Annotated in this window: 13 protein-coding genes; 4 read left to right on the forward strand and 9 right to left on the reverse strand. The window is 59.7% G+C overall.

Annotated elements, in window-relative coordinates; translation table 11 throughout:
* Positions 1-120: 120 nt before the first annotated feature.
* The 5 genes from B7X65_RS03260 to murB all read right to left on the reverse strand — a co-directional run bounded on the left by B7X65_RS03260 (position 121) and on the right by murB (position 8973).
* Complete coding sequence (locus B7X65_RS03260) at positions 121-1737, reverse strand: type I restriction-modification system subunit M (RefSeq protein ID WP_293592665.1); 1617 nt, start codon at positions 1735-1737, stop codon at positions 121-123.
* 47 nt (positions 1738-1784) lie between these two features.
* Positions 1785-2924 carry an AAA family ATPase gene (locus B7X65_RS03265; RefSeq protein ID WP_293592667.1) on the reverse strand — a complete coding sequence of 380 codons (1140 nt, stop codon included), beginning with the start codon at positions 2922-2924 and terminating at the stop codon, positions 1785-1787.
* Positions 2925-2927: 3 nt separating this feature from the next.
* Positions 2928-4241, reverse strand: a complete 1314-nt coding sequence (locus B7X65_RS03270; protein WP_293592669.1) for a restriction endonuclease subunit S — start codon at positions 4239-4241, stop codon at positions 2928-2930.
* Between the two features lie 3 nt (positions 4242-4244).
* Positions 4245-7328, reverse strand: coding sequence for a type I restriction endonuclease subunit R (locus B7X65_RS03275; protein ID WP_293592671.1), 3084 nt, complete (start codon positions 7326-7328; stop codon positions 4245-4247).
* A 583-nt stretch (positions 7329-7911) separates the two neighbouring features.
* The gene (gene murB, locus B7X65_RS03280; RefSeq protein WP_293592673.1) at positions 7912-8973 is read right to left on the reverse strand and encodes a UDP-N-acetylmuramate dehydrogenase; all 1062 of its coding nucleotides are present in this window, start codon (positions 8971-8973) and stop codon (positions 7912-7914) included.
* Positions 8974-9029: 56 nt separating this feature from the next.
* Between murB and B7X65_RS03285 the strand changes: the two genes are divergently transcribed.
* Positions 9030-9515, forward strand: coding sequence for a YajQ family cyclic di-GMP-binding protein (locus B7X65_RS03285; RefSeq protein ID WP_293592675.1), 486 nt, complete (start codon positions 9030-9032; stop codon positions 9513-9515).
* A gap of 164 nt (positions 9516-9679) precedes the next feature.
* Entirely contained in the window at positions 9680-10288 is a 609-nt protein-coding gene (locus B7X65_RS03290) for a TIGR02281 family clan AA aspartic protease (protein ID WP_293593001.1), read from the forward strand.
* A 72-nt stretch (positions 10289-10360) separates the two neighbouring features.
* Here the strand turns inward: B7X65_RS03290 and plsY are convergent, their stop codons facing one another.
* The 3 genes from plsY to B7X65_RS03305 all read right to left on the reverse strand — a co-directional run bounded on the left by plsY (position 10361) and on the right by B7X65_RS03305 (position 12704).
* Positions 10361-10993 (reverse strand): glycerol-3-phosphate 1-O-acyltransferase PlsY, encoded by a 633-nt coding sequence (plsY, locus tag B7X65_RS03295; protein ID WP_293592677.1) that lies wholly within the window; start codon positions 10991-10993, stop codon positions 10361-10363.
* Between the two features lie 36 nt (positions 10994-11029).
* Positions 11030-11479 carry an aminoacyl-tRNA deacylase gene (locus B7X65_RS03300; protein WP_293593003.1) on the reverse strand — a complete coding sequence of 150 codons (450 nt, stop codon included), beginning with the start codon at positions 11477-11479 and terminating at the stop codon, positions 11030-11032.
* Positions 11480-11639: 160 nt separating this feature from the next.
* Positions 11640-12704: an aldo/keto reductase gene (locus B7X65_RS03305; RefSeq protein ID WP_293592679.1), complete on the reverse strand. Its 1065-nt coding sequence runs from the start codon at positions 12702-12704 to the stop codon at positions 11640-11642.
* Positions 12705-12895: 191 nt separating this feature from the next.
* On the opposite strand from B7X65_RS03305, the gene B7X65_RS03310 reads away from it, so the two are divergent.
* Together B7X65_RS03310 and B7X65_RS03315 are read left to right on the forward strand one after the other, a co-directional pair.
* Complete coding sequence (locus B7X65_RS03310; protein ID WP_293592681.1) at positions 12896-13555, forward strand: OmpA family protein; 660 nt, start codon at positions 12896-12898, stop codon at positions 13553-13555.
* 137 nt (positions 13556-13692) lie between these two features.
* The gene (locus tag B7X65_RS03315; RefSeq protein ID WP_293592683.1) at positions 13693-14850 is read left to right on the forward strand and encodes a sensor histidine kinase; all 1158 of its coding nucleotides are present in this window, start codon (positions 13693-13695) and stop codon (positions 14848-14850) included.
* Between the two features lie 80 nt (positions 14851-14930).
* Here the strand turns inward: B7X65_RS03315 and B7X65_RS03320 are convergent, their stop codons facing one another.
* Entirely contained in the window at positions 14931-16667 is a 1737-nt protein-coding gene (locus B7X65_RS03320; protein ID WP_293593005.1) for an AMP-binding protein, read from the reverse strand.
* Between the last annotated feature and the right edge of the window lie 10 nt (positions 16668-16677).

Genomic DNA, 16677 nt, shown 5'->3' on the forward strand with positions numbered 1-16677 from the left:
AAAAGCCCGTCAGGTGGGAGCCTGACGGGCTTTGTTATTTCAGTCAGACTGAGCTATGCGGCTTGCGTCCTTCGTAAGCAGCAATCCAGGGCTCGACCAATTCGATAGATAGCAACTGCATCAGGGCAGCAAGGGCAAGCCTAGCTCCCTGAGAAAGTCGTTGTGTTTTTCTCGTGCCTTAGCGATATCTTCCTCGATGCCGACCAGTTGGTCGTGCACCGCCTTGAGGTTGATCTCTTCTTCCGCCACCGAAGTACTAACATAGCGCGCGATATTCAGGTTGAAATCGTGTTTAAGAGCGATCTCCTCCATGCTCACACGCCGCGCATAGCGTGGTTCTTCCTTGCGGAACTGATATGTTTCAACGATCTTGTCGATGTTCGCCTGCGTCAGCTGGTTCTGCCGTTTGCCCTTCTCAAAATGATCGGCAGCGTTGATGAAGAGCACATCGTCGGGCTTCTTGCACTTCTTCAGCACAAGGATGCAGACCGGGATGCCCGTTGAGTAAAACAAGTTCGCTGGGAGCCCGATCACGGTATCGATGTGCCCGTCTTGTAGCAGCTTGCGTCGGATGCGCTCCTCCGCGCCGCCACGGAACAAGACCCCGTGCGGCAGGATGATGGCCATCACACCATCATCCTTGAGATAGTGCAGCCCGTGCAGCAGGAAGGCAAAGTCGGCCGCGCTCTTCGGTGCGATACCGTGGTTTTTGAAGCGCATGTCCTCGCTGATCGCGTCAGTGGGCTCCCAACGGTAGCTGAAGGGCGGGTTAGCCACCACCGCGTCAAACTGCGGCCTCTTCGCCGGATTGGTCTCACGCAGGAAATCCCAGGCATTAGTCAGCGTATCGCCGTGGTAGATCTCGAACTCGGTGTCTTTCACGCCGTGCAGCAGCATGTTCATGCGCGCCAGGTTGTAGGTGGTGACGTTGTATTCCTGCCCGTAGATTTTGCCGATGTTGCCGCCCGCTTTCTTTATGCGGTGCCGGATATTCAGCAGCAGCGAGCCCGAGCCGCAGGCGAAGTCGAACACACTCTCCAACTTCTTGCGCGGCCCCTCTTTCGGCTCCTGGCTATCGAGCGTCACGATGGCCGAGAGGATGTTTGAGATTTGCTGGGGCGTATAGAACTCCCCCGCCTTCTTGCCCGAGCCCGCCGCAAACTGACCAATCAGGTACTCATAAGCGTCGCCCAGGGTGTCGGTGTCGGTGGAGAACAGCGACATACCGCGCGCCAGCTCCGAGATGATTGAGCACAGCTTGGCATTGCGATCGTCGTACTTGCGACCCAGCTTGTCGGAGCCGAGGTTGATCTCCGAAAACAGGCCTTGGAAATTGCTCTGGAACGAGTCTTCCTCGATGTACTTGAAACCCTTCTGCAGGGTATCAAGCAACTCACCGTCCTGAAATTTCGCCATTTGCACGATGTTCCCCCAGAGGAACTGCGGCTTTATCACATAGTGCAGCTTGCGGCGCATTTGCTTTTCAAAAGCTGGGACGTCTTCAAGATTCGCTTCGTACCAAAGTTGCAGTGGGGTGGATACGGAGTTGTCGATGTCGCTCGGATAATCCGTCCCGAGCTCTTTCTTCGCCGCCTGCTCGTAGTTGTCTGAAAGGTAGCGCAGAAACAAAAAGGACAGCATGTAGTCGCGGAAGTCGTCAGCGTTCATCGACCCGCGTAATTGGTCCGCGATGTTCCAGAGGGTTTTGCCCAGTTGTTTCTGATCTTGTTCGGTCATGGTTTTGGTCGTTTCCTAAGCATGCATTGCAGTGCCATTGAGTTTGCTCATGGCGAACCGCCAAACAGTGCCGGACTGAATGGATGGGTGTTGATGAATTGCCGCAGCGCTCTGCCGAAATGTTCCTTATTCTCCGGCAGCATTTCCCTTGGCTCATACAGCGAATAGTCGCCGTGGCTCATCAGGTCGATTACTCGTTTGTAGCCGGTATGGTTGATGTCGTCGGCCTCGGGCTTGATGCACTCTTCCCACTTGTCGTAGCCAAAGAAGCTGGCTGTCTGCTCCATCACCCGGCGCATCATGTTGAAGTGATGGGTGTACACCTCGCCGGATCGCTCCACCCGATCCAGTTCAACTAGCGAGGACAGATGGTAAAGAAATGGCGTGCTATCGGTTTCCTGAACGGTAAAGCCACGCCCACGCCGCTCTCGCGTCAAAAAGTACTTCCTGGGCTTACTGATTTCATTGCACAGCACGTTGAAGAACAGCACATGGTGAGTCGAAACAACTACTCGTAAATCTCTGGGTGGGTCTTTCAGCATTTGTGCAAGATGGTGCGCAACCATCACCACGTTACCTTCGTCGAGCGACGACATCGGATCGTCAATGTAGATGTAGCGCACCCACTTATAGGACTCCGCCTGGTCCAACACAAGTTGCACAATGGCCAAGAAGAAACACCAGATGAAAATACTCTCCTCGCCACGAGATGCCTTGATCGGAATGGGATCTCCGCTTTCGTCTCGTTCGCGGAAGAACAACACAGCAGGCGGCAACTTCATCTCTGCATTGTCAGAGCGGTCCTGCTTGCGACGGTCGTAGTCGATGTAGAAGCTGAAATCGGCATAACGATCCAAAAACTTGCCTATTTTGACCTCCATCTCCAGTTCGCGAAGACCATTGAAGAACTTCGAGTCGGTATTAAGTTCAAGGACTCGCTCTTGATCGTTCTCCAGGTCATTGTCCCAAATAAACAAATCTTCCGTATAAGCATTGAAATACAAGGTATCGCGAGTCGTCACTTCGCCGTCCTTGTTGACTTCTTTGCCAAGATCTTTGAACGTCGTGCACAAGCGCGTCTTGCCAGTACCGTTATAGGCGTAAAGCAAGATGGTCTTCTTAGCTCGCAGTTCTTCGCGGAGATGCTCCGCAAGCCAAGTTAAATTGAAGTAGCTCACATTGGCCATGACTTACCTATTCTCCAGCGCGGGAAAAAGCTGCTGCATGAGACCCTTCTTGTGCATCTTCAAGGAACCGAGTTTGCCGGATTCAATGGTAATTTTTCTGTCGAGCGACGACAGGCAGTTGGCGATTCTCGTTTGCTCATTAACTGAAACCGGCAAAGCGACTTCTATGCTCTCAAATTCCTTCTGACCCAACGTCTTATTTCTACCCGCTCCACCCGGCGATGCCACTCCCAATAAGCGCTTGCCTTCTTTGGTGAGAAAGAACCCTTTGACGTACTCGACATCGCACTTGCCAGGTTTCGCCACATGCATTGGAAATCTATGAGAGGCGATCATCCCAACTTCCTTTTCAGAAGTTGTCGCTACTGCTTGCTCCCATGCAAAAACAATATTAAGAACAAGTGCATCTCGCACCACATGGAACACGCGTTTGTCACCAATGACTTTTCCAAGAACTGGCCCCTTGTGAAAGATGCCTTTTCCATGCGATCGAATTCCGATTTCGCGATACGTCTTTTCGGCCTCGACGCCCACCGGCAAGGAGGCTTTGCTCAGCAAACTGCCAATCTTTTGGAAATGCCAAGCGCCATTGCTGGCGAACCCGGGAAAGCGGAGACGGGGGTCGGCTTCGCCTTCGCGAGGAAACAGTTGTTGGATCAAGCCGCGCTTGTAGACTTTCAGAGCCTCCACTTTCCGGCTCTGAGCGGCCACCACATCGTCCAGCGAAGTCAGACAGTCGGCGATTTTTCGTTGCTCATCCTGATTGCCTGGATAGGTAATTTCAATACGTGCCAATCGCGTAGGCGAAATCGCATAGACCTTCGTGCCCTGGGCTTCGTGCTGGATTTGCGAACGAACTCGAACCGACTGAAAAACATGCCCGCCAAACCCAATAATCAGCTCGTCGTTCTTCCGGCGCGCGAGAATCGTATGCTGTCCCCCAAGCAATAGCTGACCTTCCAGTCGAAGAATTTCGACGCACTTCCCTACATCGTTCGTGTCCTCCGATGAATCTGCAAAGATGATGTCGCCTTCGACGCAGTAATCATCGGAATCGACTTCCGGAAGCTCTTCGGTTTCGTTGATGTACGGCACGGACTCTTTAGTGATGTCAAACAGAGTTGAAAACTTCGTATGAATATCGCCGTAATGAATGTTTTTAACCGTACCTGCCTCGTAATTAAGTTTGTCCCGGGATAGCGTGTTGTTTCGCACGAACGAGTAGAGCGAGTCCATGCGCCCGGCTCTCCACCCGCCGCTTCCGCGGAACTCCGGAAATCTCAATTTTGGCGAAACGGCTTTTTTTTCCTTCTTCATCGCTCAATCCTCGTAAGCTTGGAGACCAGAAATCTCCCGACCTCCGGCGCGCTTCTTGAGCAGTGGTACCAGCTCGCTCATTAAGGCAAGTTCCTTCTGTGTGCGGGCCTTCCAACCTAGATCCAGCGGAGTCAATAGTTCGGTAAGCTGTTCGCCGTCGAAGATGCGGCGCTCCAGCACGCTGTCCACAAAGCTTTGCAGTGCGGCAGCTGTAAGGCCGTGGCAAGCGGCGACGTCGGTCAGCTCACGCGCGGCCTTAACAGCCTTGAACTGCTGGTAGCCGGCACGGATGGCACGCTCGTCCAATCCTTCGCCGGCCTTCAAGCTCATGACGTACTCGGTGATGTCGTCGCGCTCGTCGATGAACTTGGCGTCGCTCGCGATCAAGCCGACCAGTTGCTCGCGGCTCATGGTGGCCTTGCCAGGTTTCTTGGTGGAAAAGTCGGCAATGAGCTTCATGATGTAGTCGTAATCAATCGTCGCAGAGGCAAAGAGCACGAACTCGAAATCGAGCTGCGCCAAGTCTTCGTTTCTGTCGTCGACCGCACGGTTGCCCGCGCTCGCGCGCTCGTCGCGCAAGCGCTTGGCGATTTCCAGGTACTGGCCGCGGAAGGCGTTGAGTTCGTCTGGCGGCAGGATGGTGTGGATGGTTTCTGCCTGCTCGGGCGTGACGTCGGTGTACTGGTCGAGCTGGGTTTGCAGCTTCTGCACGTCCTTGAAGGCCTTGACGAAGCCGACGCGGGCTTCGTCACCCATTAGCTTGGCAACGTCTTCGGGTTTGCTTGAAAGCCCGTGTGCCTGCATGTAGCTCTGCAAGGCAACCTTCGCCTCTTGCAATTTTTCAATGACAACGGGAGCCTTGTCGACCAGCCAGATTTCGCGTGCACGCGCCTTATCCGCTGCGCCGGAAAACATCGTAATTGCTGCTTTTACCGCGTCTTCCTGACCACGGAAGTCAAGAATGTGGCCGTAGGGCTTGGTGTCGTTGAGCACGCGGTTAGTGCGACTGAAGGCCTGAATGAGACCGTGGTGCTTGAGGTTCTTGTCGACGTAAAGGGTATTGAGGTACTTGCTGTCGAAGCCGGTGAGCAGCATGTCAACAACGATGGTGATGTCGATCTTGTGTTGCGCGGCGCCCGGGTTCGCTTTGCGCAGATCTGCATCGGGCCATTGCTGGTCTTTGATGCGTTGCTGTACGTCCTGATAGTAGAGGTCGAACTCTTCGATGCGGTGGTTGGTACCGAAGCGGGCGTTGTAGCTGGCGACGAGTCCGGCAAGCGCGGCCTTCTTGGCGTCTGGCTCTTGCTTATTGTCTTCCAACTCGGTAGGCAGGTCTTCCTGCAACTGGCGCACATCGGCACTCACATCGCTGGGCGGTGAGAACACGGCGGCGACATTCAGCGGAACGAAGCTGGCATCAGCCTGCTGCTTCTCAGCCTGGGCTTCATCGAACAGGCGGTAGTACTCGATGGCGTCGTTGATTGATGCCGTGGCGAAGATGGCGTTGAACTTGCGCGCGCCGGTGGCGGCATCGTGCTTGGTGAGGATGGCTTCAATGATTGCACGCTTGGCGATCTTCTCGCCCTGCTTGGGCGGGTTCTTACCGTCGGGCTTGAAATAGTCGACGTGAAACTTCAGGACGTTGCGATCTTCAATTGCGTGGGTGATGGTGTATTCGTGCAGGCACTGCTGGAAAAGGTCTTCAGTGGTCTTCAGCGTTTGCTCTTCACCCGTGATCTGCTTGTAGGTAGCGTTGTCCGAAAAGATTGGCGTGCCGGTAAAGCCGAAGAGCTGGGCCTTGGGGAAGAACTCCTTAATGGTTTGGTGGTTCTCGCCAAACTGCGATCGGTGGCATTCGTCGAAGATGAAGATGATGCGCTTGTCGCGCAGCGCTTCGAGCTGGACGGCATAAGTGGAGAGCCCGCGCGTTTCGCGACTCTTGTTGCGCCTGCTGTTTTCGTTCAGCGCAAGGCCGAGCTTCTGAATGGTGCAAACGATGACCTTGTCGGCCGCGTCGTCGGACAATAGGCGGCGAACCAGTTCGCCGGTATTGGTGTTGCTCTCGACGCAGCCTTCCTGGAAACGGTTGAATTCCTCGCGGGTCTGGCGGTCAAGGTCTTTGCGGTCGACCACAAAGAGGCATTTCTCAATGTTCGGATTGGCCTTGAGCAGCGTGGAAGCCTTGAAGCTGGTGAGCGTCTTGCCGCTACCGGTGGTGTGCCAGATGTAGCCGTTGCCGCTGTTCTCTTCAATGCATTTGACGATGTTCTTAACAGCATAGATCTGATACGGCCGCATCATCAGGAGCTTCTGCTCGCTGGCTACTAGCACCATGTAACGACTGATCATTTGGCCGAGCGTGCACTTCGCGAGGAAAACATCGGCAAACTCATCGAGCCCGTTGATCTTGGTGTTGTCAGGTGCGGCGAACTGGTAGATCGGCAAGAAGCGCTCGTCGGCATTGAAGCTGAAGTGCCGGGCGTTGTTGTTGGCAAAGTAGTAAGTGGAATGCTGGTTACTGACGACGAAAACCTGCATGAAGCACAGCAGCGTGCGCGCAAAGCCGTTGCCGGGGTCGTTCTTGTATTCGACAATTTGCTCGATGGCTCGGCGGGGGTTGATGCCCAGGGTCTTGAGTTCGATCTGCACCACGGGCACGCCGTTGATCAGCAGAACGACATCGAAGCGGTGGTGGCTGTAATCGGTGTTGATTCGCAGTTGGTTGACAACCTCGAAGGTGTTTTTGCACCAGTCGTCGATATTGACCAGCGTGTAGTTCAGCGGCGTGCCGTCTGCGCGGATGAAGCTGGTGCGCGTGCGCAGGGTCTGTGCGGCGGTGAAGACATCGGGTGTGGTGATCTCTTCGAGCAGGCGAGCGAACTCCTCGTCGGTGAGTTTGACGCGGTTGAGTTCCTGGAACTTGTCGCGAAAGTTGGCCTCGAGCGCGGCGCGGTCGCGAATGTCGGGACGGTATCCGTATTTCAGGCCCTGCAACTTGCCGATGAAGCCGTATTCGATCTCACCCTCTTTAACGCTGTGGCGGAGCGCGCCAGGGGATTGGTCGTAGATTGACGTGGATGAAGGCATAGCTAAAAGATCGCGCTTTTCGACTGAACGGGGTGAAACCGGCTAGGTTCGCGGTAACGGAATGGGGAATCAATAACCTTCAGAGCATATCCCCTGTCGTGTAGGAAAAGGATCGCACCGTCCAGCAGGGGTGACTGCTGTAAATCCTGCAGCAACCCCAGGCGCCTGGACTTGTCGTCGGCTGATTTGATAAGCATGCTCCCCTCCCCTTCGGAATTCTTATGGTCAGACTTTACCCGAGGGGCGTGGCGACCAGGCCAGTGGGAGCATGGACACATCAGTCGCTGCAGTTCAATCGCCCCGACGCGCTTCAAATGCTGGCTGATGGGTGCCAGTGGCGCGGACGGTGCGAAAGAATTCTTTAATTGGGTGAAGTCACATTCAAGCAATCTTTAATACGAAGCGCACGCATGAAAGCAGGTTTGAACGGGGAGGCAGACGGCCAGAAAACCCGAAATTGGCATTTTTTCTACGCCAAATCGGCCTCTAGCCCTCGTGGAATCTGCGCGAGCAGCTATCAAAACAGTAGCGTTTCGGGGCGCCGCAGAGCCACCAGCAACCCGCGCAGCAGGCTCTACCGCTCTTACACCACCACCGGCTCCGGCTCCAGCAGGATGCCGAAACGTTCATAGACGCTGGTCTGGATGGCCTTGGCCAGGGTCATGACCTCGCCGCCGGTCACCGGGTCGGTGCTGCCGCCGCGGTTGACCAGCACCAGGGCCTGGCGGTCGTACACGCCGGCGTTGCCTATGCTCTTGCCTTTCCAGCCGCAGGCGTCGATCAACCAGCCCGCCGCCAGTTTGACCGAGCCGTCGTCCAGGTGGTAGTGGACGATCTTGGGCTCGCGCTGGATGATGTCGGCGCACTGCTCGGGCGTCACGGTCGGGTTCTTGAAGAAGCTGCCGGCATTGCCGATCACCTTCGGATCAGGCAGTTTGGCCTTGCGGATCTCGCAGATCCACTCATAAATCTGTAGCGCATCGGGCTGGGTGATGGCGGACTGCGCCATCTTTTTCTCGATGTCGGCATAACCCAGCACGGGCTTCCACAATTTGGGCAACGCAAACCGCACGCGTGTGATCAAGGCCTTGCCGGCCAGGCCCAGGCCCGGGCGCCCGTTCGGGCCGGTGCTGCTGTGTTTGAAGACCGAATCGCGGTAGCCAAATGCGCACTGCGCGGCGTCCAGCGTGAAACTTTTTCCGGTGGTCAGATCAATGGCGTCGAGTGAATCAAAACGGTCCTGCAACTCCACGCCGTAGGCACCGATGTTCTGCACCGGCGAGCCGCCGACGGTACCGGGGATCATGGCGAGGTTTTCCAGGCCCGGGTAGCCGTTGTGCAGGGTCCAGCCCACCACCTCGTGCCAGTTCTCGCCGGCGCCGGCCTCGACGATCCAGGCTTTGGCGGTCTCACCCACCAGCTTCCTGCCCATGATTTCCACCTTGAGCACGACGGATTTGACGTCGCCGGTGATGACGATGTTGCTGCCGCCGCCCAGCACGAACTTGGGCGCCGCCTGCAGCGCCGGATCGGCCAGCACGGCGGCCACGTCCTCTTCACTGGCGATACGCACCAGCGTGAGGGCCTTGGCCATGATGCCAAAGGTATTGGAAAACTGGAGGGGAACGTTTTTCTCGACTAACATCACGGGATTGTCGCACCCTGACATCCCTGCAACGCTACCCCGGAAGCCGGAAAACCATGCCCTCTTTTGACACCGTTCTCGAAGCCGATCTGGTCAAGGTCAAAAACTCGGTTGAAAACACCGCCAAGGAAATCGGCACGCGTTTCGACTTCAAGGGCACGGCAGCAGCCATCGAGCTCAAGGACAAGGAAATCACGCTGATCGGCGACAGCGACTTCCAGATCGACCAGATCACCGACATCCTGCGCAACAAGGCCACCAAAAGCGGCGTGGACGTGCGCTTTTTCGACGCCGGCAAGGTGGAGAAAATCGGCGGCGACAAGGTCAAGCAGGTCATCAAGGTGCGCAACGGCATCGAGACCGAACAGGCCAAGAAAATCTCGCAGCTGATCAAGGGCAGCAAGGTCAAGGTGCAGGCGTCCATCCAGGGCGACGCGGTCCGGGTGACCGGCAAAAACCGCGACGACCTGCAGGAGGCGATGGCCATGATCAAGGCGGACCTGCCCGACATGCCGCTGAGCTTCAACAACTTCAGGGATTAAACGTGGCCCCCACGCTCCCCACTTCGTGTGGTTCGCTGCCCCCCGAGGGGGCGCTGCGCCTGCGGCCCGGCGAAGCCGGTTCCGCGGCCCTGGCTGGAAGGGGATGGGGGCCTCACGCTCGCCGACTCGTGCTGTGGTTTGCCGCGCTGGTGGCCTTTGGCGGCATGGCACACGCGCAAAGCGTCGCGCTGGCCGGCATGCTGGGCAGCAAGGCGCTGTTGGTCGTCAATGGTGGCGCCCCGAAATCGGTGGCGCCCGGGGAATCCCACCAGGGGGTGAAGGTGGTCTCCACCGGCGGCGACCAGGCCGTGCTGGAGCTCTCGGGCAAGCGCCACACCGTGCGCGTTGGCGATGCCCCGGTCAGCGTGGGAGCGGGCGGTGGCTCGGGCGGCGGCGCTGGCAAGGGCACACGCATCGTGCTGACCGCGGGCACCGGCGGTCATTTCTTCACCCCGGGCCAGATCAACGGCCGGGCCGTCCAGTTCATGGTGGATACCGGCGCGACCGGCGTGGCCATGAGCGCTGCCGATGCTGAGCGCGCCGGCATCAACTACAAGGGCGGCCAGCCGGTGCAGATGAGCACCGCCAACGGCGTGACCCAGGGCTTTCGCGTGAAACTCAATTCCGTGCGGGTCGGCGATGTCGAGGTGTACGACGTGGACGCGGTGGTGTCGCCTCAGTCCATGCCCTACATGCTGCTGGGCAACAGCTTCCTGACGCGTTTCCAGATGATCCGCGAAAACGACCAGATGACGCTGGTCAAGCGATTTTAGAAACAAAACCGGCTAAAACCCACACCACACAAGCGCTAGCAGCTATCTGATTGATAGCAATCGGCGGTCTGGTCAGCCCTTCTTCTTCGCACCCAGCTTCGATTCCGTGCCCTTGAGGAGCTTGTTGATGTTTTCCCGGTGCCGGAAAATCAGGAAGGCGCTCATGGCCACAATGGCCAGCGCGATCATCTTGTCGACATACCAGAACGAGCGGTCGCCGATCAGGTAATACCAGGGCGCAAAAATGGCGCAGGCAATGGCGGCCAGTGACGAATAACGCGAAAAGAAGGCCACGATGACCCAGGTGGCCAGCGTTGCCAGGCCCAGCACCCAGTGCACGCCAAACAGCACGCCGGCAGCCGTCGCCACCCCCTTGCCGCCCTGGAAACCGAAAAACACCGGATAGAGATGGCCGACGAAGGCCGCCAGGCCGACGGCGGCCAGCGTGCCTTCGCGCATGCCGTAGTCCTTGCCGAACCACATGACCAGCGCCATCGGCAGCCAGCCCTTGAGGCCGTCGAGCAGCAGCGTGAGTGCGGCCGCCGCCTTGTTGCCAGAGCGCAGCACGTTGGTGGCACCTGGGTTTTTGCTGCCGTAGCTGCGCGGGTCGTTCAGGCCCATCAGCCGGCTGACGATGACCGCGAACGACAGCGAGCCGATCAGGTAGGCCGCCAGCACGGCCAGGGCGGAATAAGCGTAGTCCATGGTGTTCTCTCCAGTATTGTTGTTGTAGTTTTGTCTTCAGTCAGCCAGCGCGCAGTGGACCGATTTTGCACCCAGCAGGTCCACGCACACCTGCGGCGCGATGCCGACGAGGTAACCGCGCCGGCCGCCGTTGATGGCGATTTTAGGCAAGGCCAGGATGCTTTCCTCGATATACACCGGCATCACCTTGCGCGTGCCGAACGGCGAGGTGCCGCCCACCAGGTAGCCGCTGTGGCGGTTCGCCACCTCGGGCTTGCAGGGCTCGACCGACTTGGCGCCAATCTGGCGCGCCAGGTTTTTGGTCGACACCTTGCGGTTGCCATGCATCAGCACCAGCAGCGGTTTCGCGTCCTGGTCCTGCATGACCAGGGTCTTGACCACGGTGAACGGATCGAACCCGAGCACCTCGGCGCTGTGCTGCGCGCCGCCATGCTCGAGGTACGCGTAAGGGTGTTCGGTGAAAACCACCCCGGCGGCCTTCAGCATCTGCGTTGCAGGGGTGGTTTTAGCCCCCACGGTCGCTCACTTCGTGTAGCTCCCTGCCCCCCGAGGGGGCCGCTGCGCCTGCGGCCCGGCGAAGCCGGTTCCGCGGCCCCAGCTGATTTGGGAACGGGTAGCTGGTCATTGATTGCCTTCCCGCACTCGATCAGAGGGCCGGATCTCGCATGTCCCAGCGGATCGCGTCGATCGCTGCCAGCAGTTCGGCAGGCAGCTGCGTACCCCAGGCGTCGAGGTCTTCGTCGAGCTGGGCCACCGAGGTCACCCCGATGATGGTGCTGGCCACCTGCCACTTGGTGTAGCAAAAAGCCAGTGCCAGCTGCGTGGGCGTCAGGCCGTGTTCGCGGGCCAGCGCGTTGTAGCGGCGCGCGGCGGCCAGCGCTTCGGGCCGGCCCCAGCGCTGCTTGCGCACCGACTCGTAGCGGGCAATGCGGGCGTCCCCGGGCGCGCCGGCGCCGGTGGTGCCGCTGGTGTCGTACTTGCCGGTCAGCAGGCCAAAACCCAGCGGCGAATAGGCCAGCAGCGACACGCCGAGCCGGTGCATGGTTTCGTCGAGCCCGTTTTCCACCGTGCGGTTGATCAGGCAGAACGGGTTCTGCACGGTCGCCACCTTGGGCAGGCCGTGTTGCTCCGCCAGGCGCACAAATTCATGCACGCCATACGGGGTCTCGTTGGACAGGCCGATGGCACGCACCTTGCCGGCTTTCACCAGGCCGGCCAGCGCTTCGAGTTGCTGATGAATCGAAGAAACCACCTTGTCTTTGGCGGGCTCGAAATACGCCAAGCCAAACATCGGCACATTGCGCGCCGGCCAGTGGATCTGGTACAGGTCGATGACATCGGTTTGCAGGCGCTTCAGGCTGTCGTTGCAGGCCTGGACGATGTCCTGCGGCGTCAGGTCGGGGCTGCCGTTGCGTATCCAGGGCATGCCGCGTGCGGGGCCGGCGACCTTGGTGGCCACCACCAGTTGGTCACGGGCGTCCGGGCGCCGGGCCAGCCAGTTGCCGATGATGGTTTCGGTGGCGCCGAAGGTTTCGGCGCGGGCCGGCACCGAATACATTTCCGCCGCGTCGAGGAAATTGACGCCGCGCTCCAGGGAACGGTCAAGAATCGAATGTGCCGTGGCTTCGCCCACCTGCTCGCCGAAAGTCATGGTGCCCAGACAAACCGGGGTGACTTGCAGGTCGCTGCTGCCTAGCTGTACTTTTTGCATTGAAATGGAAGATGAAATGGGTTGAATGGAAGGCCGCGGCTAGTTTAAGGGGTCACCAGCATCGCTGCTGGCGGGCAGGATTTCGGGCGATTCGCTTACAAATACATACCAGAAGACCTCATACGATTCACACACTAAAGCGTTAATCCACTCTAAATCTTTCTTCTACAACAACTTCCCAGGAGCCTTCCATGAAACTCGTCCTCACTTCCCTGACCTGTGCCGCCCTCTTTCTGAGCGGTTGCGCCAACATGAGCGAAACCCAGCAGGGTACGGCCAAAGGTGCGGGCATAGGCGCTGTTGCCGGCGCTGTGCTGGGCGCAGCCACCGGCGGCTCCAAAGGCGCGGCTACCGGCGCTGTGCTGGGCGGCGCTGTCGGCGCTGGCGGCGGTTATCTGTGGTCGCAGCGCATGCAGCAACAAAAGGCTGCCATGGAACAGGCCACGGTCGGCACCGGCGTGGCTGTGAGCCAGACCGCCGACAACCGCCTCAAGCTCGACATCCCCTCGGACATCTCGTTTGCAACCGGCCGCTCTGATGTCAGTACCACCTTCGCACCCATCCTGAACCAGTTTGCCACCAGCCTGAACCAGAACCCGGTGACGACGGTGACCATCATCGGTCACACCGACAGCACCGGTAGCGACGCCATCAACAACCCGCTGTCCATCGACCGCGCCAACAGCACGCGCAATTACCTGGTGGCCCGTGGTGTTGCAGGCAACCGCGTGGCCACCGACGGCCGCGGTTCGCGCGAGCCGATCGCCGACAACAACACCAACGAAGGCCGCGCCAAAAACCGCCGCGTCGAGATTTATGTGGCCGAGCCCGTGCAGGCTGTTGCCCGCTAAGCGCCTGTCCCGGCTGAAAAAAACCCTCCGGTGTCCCGGAGGGTTTTTTTTATTCCAGGGTGCGCCGGCACGCAGACAAGCTGCCGCAAGCACCCGCGATAGCCTGAATATCGTTCCCCCATCAGAGAGGCTCCCTCATGCGACTTGCCACATTTCTCCGATCCAACGCGGAAGAAATCCTCACCTCGTGGGACGAGTTCGCCGCCACGGTGGTGCATGACGGAACCAGGCTGGACCAGAAAGCCTTGCGCGATCACGCAGGTGAAATCCTCGCGGCGATTGCCAATGATCTGGAGCAGCCCCAGACCGCTGCCGCGCAGGAAGAAAAATCCCGGGGCGAAAGCAGGCAGCCCCAGGGAGAGCTCGAGACAGCGGCCGAGACCCACGCCGACACACGCATGGTCTCCGGCTTCGCCATCGACGCCATGATCACCGAATACCGCGCCCTGCGGGCCAGTGTCGTCCGGCTCTGGACCCTGGCGGGCGGCGGACAGGATCACCGAAACGACATGCACGACCTCATCCGGTTCAATGAAGCGATGGACCAGGCGATTGCCGAATCCGTGGCGCGCTACACCGACCAGACCAAAAAATCGACCGACCTGTTTATCGGCATCCTCGGCCATGACATCCGCAATCCGCTGGGCACGATTTCCATGTCGGCGCAATACCTGGTGCGCTCCGGAAAACTGGCGGCCAGTGCGGCGGAAACCATCATCAACAGCGTGGTCCGCATCAACAGCGTGATCGAGCACGTGGTTGATTTCACGCGGGTGCAATCCGAGGGCATGATGCCGATCAGGCCGGTGCCGGGCGACCTGCTCGCCCAGTTCGGCAAGGTGCTGGCGGAGACACGCGTGCGCTACCCGCGCCGCCTGCTGAGCCTGGAGAGCACCGGCGACTTCAACGGCTTCTGGGACGAGGGCCGCATGGGGCAATTGCTGTCCAACCTGCTGGGCAATGCCCTGACCCATGGCGCGCCAGATGAACCGGTGACGGTGCGCCTGTGGGAAAACGCAGAAGGCGTGGCCTTTTCGGTGCACAACCTGGGCACGCCGATTCCGCTGAAGGAACAGCAACTGATCTTCAAGCCGCTGGTCCGCGGCATGGCCTCCGGCAAGGCCGAGCAACGGGAGCCGACCGGTCTGGGCCTGGGTCTGTTTATCTGCCAGGAAATTGTTCGTGCGCACGGCGGAAGCATCGCCGTCACCTCGGACGCCACCAGCGGCACGACGTTTACCGTCACCCTGCCCCGAAGGGCTCAGTTCACCCCTGTTGGCGCTCGCTACGCGTAGCGCCCTCTCCCCTTCCAGGGGACGGCGCCTGCAGACTGGCAAAGCCAGATCTGCGGCCCCTGCTGGTAAAGAATGACTGCTCAGCCCGCCTGGCGAAAGCGCTCTTCTTCCTGCAATCTGAGCACGCGCCGCTGCACCTTGCCGGTGGTGGTCATCGGTAGCGCGTCAATGAACTCGATCTCCTTGGGGTATTCGTAGGGCGCCAGCAGGCCCTTGACGTGGGCCTGCAACTCGGCCGTGAGCTTGATGTCAAACTGGCCCTCAGCCCCCGCCTGTCGTGCGCGAGCAGCTACAAAATCAGGAGCAAGCACAATGAAGGCCTTGACCACGGCGCCGCGTTCGCGGTCGGGCTTGGGCACCACCGCGGCATTGGCCACCGCCGGGTGCTTGACCAGGCAGTTCTCGATCTCGCCGGGGCCGATGCGGTAACCGGCGGCCTTGAAAACATCGTCGGCCCGGCCTTCGTACCAGAGGTAGCCGTCCTCGTCGCGGGTCGCCAGGTCGCCGGTGCGGCACCAGTCGCCGCTGAACTTGGCCTGCGTGGCGGCTTCCTTCTTCCAGTAACCCAGAAAGAAGATCGGGTCCGCATCGCCGTGGATGTCAAAGCGGTTGACCGACACGTCGCCTGGCACGCCGACAGCACACTCCCGGCCCTCGTCATCGATCACCGCCACGCGGTGGCCCGGGTAGCCCTTGCCCATGCTGCCGGGCCGGGCCGGCCACAGGGCCGAGCAGTTGCCCACCACGTAGTTGATCTCGGTCTGCCCGAACATCTCGTTGACGAGTACACCGAGCTCGTCGCGGCAGTACGCAAACACCGCGTCGCCGACTGCTTCGCCCGCGCTCATCATGGCCTGCAGCTTGAGCTTGAAGTGGCGCCGCGGGTGCGGGTAGGCCTTCATCATGGCTTTGAGCGCGGTCGGAAACAGAAAGGTGTGCGTGACGCCCTGCTGCGCCATCAGCGTGAAGGCCAGCTCGGGGCTGAAGCGCCCGTTGAAGGCGACGATGGGCCGGCCGAAATAAAGCGTCGGCAAGAGTGCATCCATCAGTCCGCCGGTCCACGCCCAGTCCGCCGGACTCCAGAACACCGCTTCGGACGTCGCATTGGTCTTGCCGTCAAAGCCAAACCAGTTCTGGCTGCAGACAAAGCCCGGCAGATTGCCGATCAGCGCACGGTGCGCCAGCAGCGCGCCCTTGGGCGGGCCGGTCGTGCCGCTGGTATAGATCAGGATGGCCGCGTCGTCGGCCTTGGTTTTCACGGCGGTGAAGGCGCGTTGTTGCGCCGCCAGAGCGGGTTCGTAGTCCACGTCGCCCTGGCCGGCCGCCGTGCCGGCCGCGATCACCGTGCGCAGGGCCGGGCAGTGGCTGCGGATGGTATTGACGCTGGCAATCGAGTTTTCGTCGCAGATGGCCAGCACCGCGTCGCTGTCCTGCAGGCGGTACTCGAGCGCCTCGGGGCCGAACAGCATGGACAGCGGCATGGCCACGGCACCCATCTGGAACACCGCCATGTAAGCCACGGCGGTTTCGAAACGCTGCGGCATCACAATCGCCACCCGGTCGCCGCGCTGCACGCCCAGCTGAACCAGCACATGGCTCAGCGCGTCGGCGGCCTGCTGCAGCTGGACATAGGTATAAAAAGTGGTCGCAGCCCCCTTCTGATGGGCGCGGATAGCTACTCTTTTGGGAGCACTTTTACCGCTGCCGGCCACCCAGCGCCGGCAGCAGACGTCGGCGATGTTGAAGTATTCGTCCACCTGCCAGCGAAAGCCCTGGTGCAGGGCTGCGTAATGGTCGGGCTGCCGCGCGGCGGCCATGTCCCTGTCT

The organism is Polaromonas sp. 39-63-25 (genome assembly GCF_002278925.1).
In the GTDB taxonomy this organism is placed as follows: Bacteria; Pseudomonadota; Gammaproteobacteria; order Burkholderiales; family Burkholderiaceae_C; genus Polaromonas.

Bases quoted from the DNA above. Each gene is read 5' to 3' on its own strand.
- B7X65_RS03260 (WP_293592665.1), bottom strand. From the start codon at position 1,737: ATGACCGAACAAGATCAGAAACAACTGGGCAAAACCCTCTGGAACATC.
- B7X65_RS03265 (WP_293592667.1), bottom strand. From the start codon at position 2,924: ATGGCCAATGTGAGCTACTTCAATTTAACTTGGCTTGCGGAGCATCTC.
- B7X65_RS03270 (WP_293592669.1), bottom strand. From the start codon at position 4,241: ATGAAGAAGGAAAAAAAAGCCGTTTCGCCAAAATTGAGATTTCCGGAG.
- B7X65_RS03275 (WP_293592671.1), bottom strand. From the start codon at position 7,328: ATGCCTTCATCCACGTCAATCTACGACCAATCCCCTGGCGCGCTCCGC.
- murB (WP_293592673.1), bottom strand. From the start codon at position 8,973: ATGTTAGTCGAGAAAAACGTTCCCCTCCAGTTTTCCAATACCTTTGGC.
- B7X65_RS03285 (WP_293592675.1), top strand. From the start codon at position 9,030: ATGCCCTCTTTTGACACCGTTCTCGAAGCCGATCTGGTCAAGGTCAAA.
- B7X65_RS03290 (WP_293593001.1), top strand. From the start codon at position 9,680: ATGGCACACGCGCAAAGCGTCGCGCTGGCCGGCATGCTGGGCAGCAAG.
- plsY (WP_293592677.1), bottom strand. From the start codon at position 10,993: ATGGACTACGCTTATTCCGCCCTGGCCGTGCTGGCGGCCTACCTGATC.
- B7X65_RS03300 (WP_293593003.1), bottom strand. From the start codon at position 11,479: ATGCTGAAGGCCGCCGGGGTGGTTTTCACCGAACACCCTTACGCGTAC.
- B7X65_RS03305 (WP_293592679.1), bottom strand. From the start codon at position 12,704: ATGCAAAAAGTACAGCTAGGCAGCAGCGACCTGCAAGTCACCCCGGTT.
- B7X65_RS03310 (WP_293592681.1), top strand. From the start codon at position 12,896: ATGAAACTCGTCCTCACTTCCCTGACCTGTGCCGCCCTCTTTCTGAGC.
- B7X65_RS03315 (WP_293592683.1), top strand. From the start codon at position 13,693: ATGCGACTTGCCACATTTCTCCGATCCAACGCGGAAGAAATCCTCACC.
- B7X65_RS03320 (WP_293593005.1), bottom strand. From the start codon at position 16,667: ATGGCCGCCGCGCGGCAGCCCGACCATTACGCAGCCCTGCACCAGGGC.